The sequence below is a fragment of the Micrococcus sp. HSID17227 genome (assembly GCF_003989405.1).
Classification (GTDB): Bacteria; Actinomycetota; Actinomycetes; order Actinomycetales; family Micrococcaceae; genus Micrococcus; species Micrococcus luteus.
The window spans coordinates 1-5,160 of sequence record NZ_RBLN01000151.1 but is presented as its reverse complement, the minus strand read 5'-3'; the positions used below and the strand labels follow the sequence as shown (position 1 = coordinate 5,160).

Genomic DNA, 5,160 nt, shown 5'->3' with positions numbered 1-5,160 from the left:
TCGTCCCCCGCGCTCGCGGCCCCCTCCGGCGGCGCCCCCGCCGCACCCGCAGCCAGCCCGACCGCCGCCTCACCCCTGGCGGCGGCGCAGGCCGAGGACCCGAACGCCGACGGCTACGACTCCTTCATCGTCACCTACAAGGAGACCGCCGCCAATGCCCACGCGAAGGGCCGCGCGAACGCCTGGGGCAAGGCCGCGAAGGAGGCCGGAGTCTCCGTGAAGGAGCTGCGTGAGACCGCGCTCGGCTCCCGCGTGATCACGGCGGACCGCAAGCTGGATCAGGCCGAGTCCGCGAAGTTCATGGCCGACCTGAAGGCCTCCGGGGCGGTCGAGGCCGTGGAGCCGGACGCCATCCTCACCGCCACCGGCCTGAGCCCCGTGGACGCCCTCTACTCGCAGCAGTGGGGCTTCACCGGCAGCCACGGCATGCGGGTCCCCGGGGCGTGGGATCGCACGACGGGCTCCGGTGCGACCGTGGCCGTCATCGACACCGGCATCACCTCCCACCCGGATCTCGACCGCAACGTCGTGCCCGGCTACGACTTCATCTCCGACAGCGCGGCGGCGCGCGACGGCGGTGGCCGCGACTCCAATCCGCGTGACGAGGGCGACTGGTACGCCGCCGGCGAGTGCGGCACCGCCGGTGCCTCCGACTCCTCGTGGCACGGCACCCACGTGGCGGGCACCGTCGCGGCCGTGGCCGACTCCCAGGGCGTCGTCGGTGTGGCGCCGAACGCGAAGGTCCAGCCGATCCGCGTGCTCGGCAAGTGCGGCGGCTCGCTGTCCGACATCGCCGACGCGGTCGTGTGGGCTGCCGGCGGCACGGTGGCGGGCGTGCCGGCCAACCCGAACCCGGCGGACGTCATCAACATGTCCCTCGGTGGCTCCGGCATGTGCGGCACCACCTACCAGAACGCGATCAACGCGGCCGTCTCCCGCGGCGTGCCCGTCGTCGTGGCCGCGGGCAACGAGAACCAGCCCGCCGCCAATGTGCGCCCGGCCAACTGCCAGAACACCGTCGTGGTGGCCGCCTCCACCTCGCAGGGCGCCCGCGCCTCGTTCTCGAACTACGGCTCCGCCGTGGACGTGACCGCTCCGGGGGCGAACATCATCTCGACCGTGAACAACGGCGCCACCACCCCGACGACGGCCGGCCACGCCGCCTACAACGGCACCTCGATGGCCACCCCGCACGTCGCGGGCCTGGCCGCCCTGCTGCTGGCCGAGCAGCCGAGCCTCACCCCGGCCCAGGTCGAGTCCACCCTCACGTCCACGGCCCGGTCCATGCCGGTGACCTGCTACGCAGGCTGCGGCGCCGGTCTGGCGGACGCCACCAGGGCGGTCTCCTCCCTCGGCGGCAGCTCCTGACCGGGGCCCGCTCCGGGCGCCGGGGCCTCGTTGGTCGCCCAGGGCGGTTTCGAGCCCGGCGCCACGCTGACCGACGCCTGACGTGCTCGTCGGCTCTCGACGGCCGCTCCGCCGTGCGCGGGGCGGCCGTCGCCCGGGTGGACAGGCGACGCCGCCTGAGGTATCGTTCTTCGAGTTGTCACCCCCATGGGGCGACGCCCGGATCTTTAGCTCAGTTGGTTAGAGCGTTCGCTTCACACGCGAGAGGTCGCTGGTTCGAGTCCAGTAAGATCCACCGCAGCAGGGCCCTCCTCCGGGAGGGCCCTTTCGCATCCCCGGGCCGCGGTGCCGAAGGCCCCGGCGGGGGAGGTGTCGGCGTGGTTGGATGGACGCGTCGGCGGGGCTCGGCCCACCGCCGTGGCGCGTCCAGCGCCCGCATACGGAAGGAGAGGGTGAGCCGCATGGAGCAGGAGGGCACCCAGGAGCCGGCGCGGTTCGACCCCCGCATCGCGGAGCCCCCGGCCGTCCCCACGCTCATCCCCGTGCTGCGCCCGGCCGGCGCCGAGGACGCCGCCGCTGTCGGCGACCTCGCGATCGACCCGGAGGACCCCGGCCTGCTCGACCTCGACCCGGCGGAGTCGGCCCACCCGGCCGCGGCCGCGGGCGCCGTCGGGGCGACGGAGCCGCGGCCGCCCGTGGTCCGACCCGCCGCCGCCGATCCGGAGCCGGAGCCGGAGGAGCCGGCAGAGCCGGAGGCGGAGACGCTGCCGGAACCGGCCGCGGACGCGCCCCTGACCGAGCCGCCGCTGTCCGAGCAGGTGCCCACCTCCGTCCTGGCCCCCGCGGACGCCGACGGCGCCCTGCCCGCTCCGGACGTGATCCCCGCGCCGGACATCACCGTCCCGGACCCGGTGGTCCCCGTGGGCCCGCCCGAGAAGCGCGGGCGTCGGCGGGGCCGGCGCTCCCGTGAGGTCTTCGTCGAGAACCTGCCGACGCAGGCGCTCGTGCTGGCCGACCGCCTGCACTCCTCGCCGTATGGGCGCCGCATGCGCTCCACGCTGCAGCAGCGTCGCGCGGAGGCGCAGGCCCTCGAGGCCCGCACCACCCTGGACTTCGCGCTCAAGCTGGGCGAGACGATGTTCAGCTTCGGCGCGGCCTCGCTGGACGTGGAGACCTCGATCATCGTGGCCACGCAGGCCTACGGGATCCTCGAGACCGAGGTGGACCTGACCAACCAGTCCATCTCCCTGAACTACGCGCCCGACTCCTCACGCGGCGAGGCCCCGTTCACCCTCCAGCGGGTGGTCCGCTCGTCCTCGGTGAACTTCGAGGGGCTCGTGGCCGTCCACCGGCTCGTCGAGGAGATCGCCGCGGGCGAGGTGGACCGGGCCGAGGCCCAGCGCCGGCTCGTGGAGATCCGGCATCAGCCCAAGCCGTTCCCCGCCGTCTTCGAGGTCCTCTTCTCCGGCGTGTTCGTGGCCTGCTTCGTGCCGTTCATCGGCGGGACCTGGACGGGCGCGGCCCTGGGCATGGTCTCCACCTGGCTGGTCTTCTGGCTCAAGGTCCAGGCGGACAAGGCGCGCTTCCCGGAGATCTTCTCCACGATGTTCGGGGCGATCACGGCCACGGTGATCGCGCTGATGGCCCACGCCCTCGACCTGCCGGTCAACCCGGCGCTGGTGATCGCCGGCGGCATCATGATGCTCCTGCCCACGGCGAGGTTCGTCACCGCGGTGCAGGACGCCATCCACGGCTTCCCGGTGACCGCCGCGGGCCGCTTCCTCTCCGCGCTGCTCGTGTTCGCCGGCGTGATGGCCGGGATCATGATCGCCGTGGGCATAGGGGATCTCCTGGGATTCGAACAGCTGGACCTGGCCGAGGCGGGGACGCTGAGCTATCCGCCGCTGCTGCTGCTGGGCCTCGTGATGGCCGCGGGCATGGCGGACGCGGTGGTGGAGCAGTCGCGGTGGCCGCAGATCCTGGCCTGCGGTCTCGTGTCCGGGGCCGGCTTCGGCGCGTACCTGGCCGCGCAGCAGGTCGGGGTCAGCGACCGGCTGGTGCCCGCGGTCGCCGCGGCGGCGGTCGGGTTCCTCGGCCGCCTGGTGGCCCAGCGGCTCGCAGCCCCGGCGCTCGTGATCGTCCTGCCGTCCATGCTGTTCCTGCTTCCCGGACTCACCATGTTCCGGTCCGTCTACGGGTTCACCGTGGAGACCGGGGCCACGCTGCTGGGCGTCGAGGGACTGTTCAACGCCGCGGTCATCGTCGTGGCGATCGCGGCCGGCGTCGCCTTCGGCAACACCCTGGCCAAGCCGATCACCGACCGGATGGGCACGCTGCTGCCCACCGAGCTCGTGATGCACCAGCGCGGCTGACCGGCGGCCCGGCTCAGTCGGGCAGGCGCCAGTCCACCGGGGCCGCGCCGGCCGCCTCGAGGAGCCGGTTCACCCGGCTGAACGGCCGGGAGCCGAAGAACCCGCGGTGGGCGCTCAGGGGCGAGGGATGCGGGGACTCCACGACGCCGGCCCCCGCCGCCGTCAGCAGCGGCGCCATGCGCCGCGCGTCGGCTCCCCACAGCAGCCCCACGAGCGGGGTGCCGCGCGCGCAGAGGGCCCGCACCGCGGCCTCCGTGATCTGCTCCCAGCCGAGGCCGCGGTGGCTGCCGGGTGCGCCGGCCCGCACGCTGAGGGCGCGGTTCAGCAGCAGCACGCCCTGGTCCGTCCACGCGGAGAGGTCGCCGTGGGCGGGCGGGGTGATGCCGAGGTCGTCGTGCAGCTCCCGGTGGATGTTGGCCAGGGAGCGGGGCAGCGGCCTCACGTGGCGGTCCACCGCGAAGCTCAGGCCGATCGGATGGCCCGGCGTCGGGTAGGGGTCCTGGCCCAGCACGAGGACGCGGACGTCCGCGAACGACTGGCGGAACGCCCGCAGGATGTGCTCCGGTGCGGGCAGCACCTGCTCTCCGCCCGCCCGGCGGGCCCGCAGCCGCTCGCCGACCTGCTCGAACGCGGCGGCCTGCGGGGCGAGGGCCGCCTCCCAGCCCGGATCCAGGGGCGCGATGAACTCCATGCCCCGAGGGTAGACCGGGTGGGTACAGTGGCCGCCATGTCCCACCCCACGCCCGTCTCGCCCGATCCGGCCCCGGACGAGGGTGCCCGCGCGCGGGCGCGGCGGGACGAGCTGACGGACCTGGAGCGTGCGGTCCTGGACCTGGAGGCCGCCACCTGGCGGTACGGCGGGGCCAAGGACCACGCCGTCCGTGAGCGTCTGGGGCTGTCTCCGACCGCCTATTATCAGGTGTTGAACGGATTGCTGGACCGTGAGGCCGCCCTGGCCTACCGACCCCTGCTGGTCACGCGGCTGCTGCGCAAGCGCGGCACCCGCAGCCGGGCCCGGAGGGGGCCCGCGGATCCGGCGCCGTCCACGCCCGCTTCCCGCCAGGAGAACTGACCCATGGCCTACCAGCCCGACCGCTTCGACGAGGTCCCCGAGTACACGGACCAGCGCGGCGCGCACCGCGAGTCCTTCGCCGTCGCCGGCGCGACCGCCACGGGCGGGGGTCGCCGCCTGAGCCCGCTGCTCTGGGTGGCCGGCCTCGTCCTGCTCGCCGGCCTGTTCGTGGGCGTCGTCCTGCCGTGGCTCACCGGCGACCGCTCCGAGCCCGTCGCCGCCGAGAGCTCGACGACGGCCCCGGCTGCCGCGCCGTCGACGTCGGCGTCGTCCGTGTCCTCCTCGGCGTCCTCCGCGTCGGCGTCGACTGCGTCCGCGACCGAGTCCGCCACCCCGTCCGAGGACGCGGCGGAGGCGTCCTCGGACGGA

General features: G+C 74.5%; 4 protein-coding genes, 1 tRNA gene and 1 pseudogene. 5 read left to right on the top strand and 1 reads right to left on the bottom strand.

Annotated elements, in window-relative coordinates; translation table 11 throughout:
* The 3 genes from D8M29_RS08215 to D8M29_RS08205 form a co-directional block, all read left to right on the top strand.
* On the top strand, positions 1-1,368 hold a 1,368-nt coding region (locus D8M29_RS08215), incomplete at its 5' end, for a S8 family peptidase (protein ID WP_238693357.1).
* Between the two features lie 200 nt (positions 1,369-1,568).
* Positions 1,569-1,642 (top strand) — tRNA-Val (locus tag D8M29_RS08210).
* 166 nt (positions 1,643-1,808) lie between these two features.
* Positions 1,809-3,719, top strand: coding sequence for a threonine/serine exporter ThrE family protein (locus tag D8M29_RS08205; protein ID WP_127445896.1), 1,911 nt, complete (start codon positions 1,809-1,811; stop codon positions 3,717-3,719).
* A gap of 13 nt (positions 3,720-3,732) precedes the next feature.
* Here the strand turns inward: D8M29_RS08205 and D8M29_RS08200 are convergent, their stop codons facing one another.
* Positions 3,733-4,410, bottom strand: a complete 678-nt coding sequence (locus D8M29_RS08200) for a uracil-DNA glycosylase (RefSeq protein ID WP_078025820.1) — start codon at positions 4,408-4,410, stop codon at positions 3,733-3,735.
* Positions 4,411-4,446: 36 nt separating this feature from the next.
* Between D8M29_RS08200 and D8M29_RS08195 the strand changes: the two genes are divergently transcribed.
* Complete coding sequence (locus tag D8M29_RS08195; RefSeq protein WP_205805498.1) at positions 4,447-4,791, top strand: DUF3263 domain-containing protein; 345 nt, start codon at positions 4,447-4,449, stop codon at positions 4,789-4,791.
* Between the two features lie 3 nt (positions 4,792-4,794).
* Positions 4,795-5,160 (top strand): annotated as a pseudogene (locus tag D8M29_RS08190) (LytR family transcriptional regulator); the annotation flags it as partial.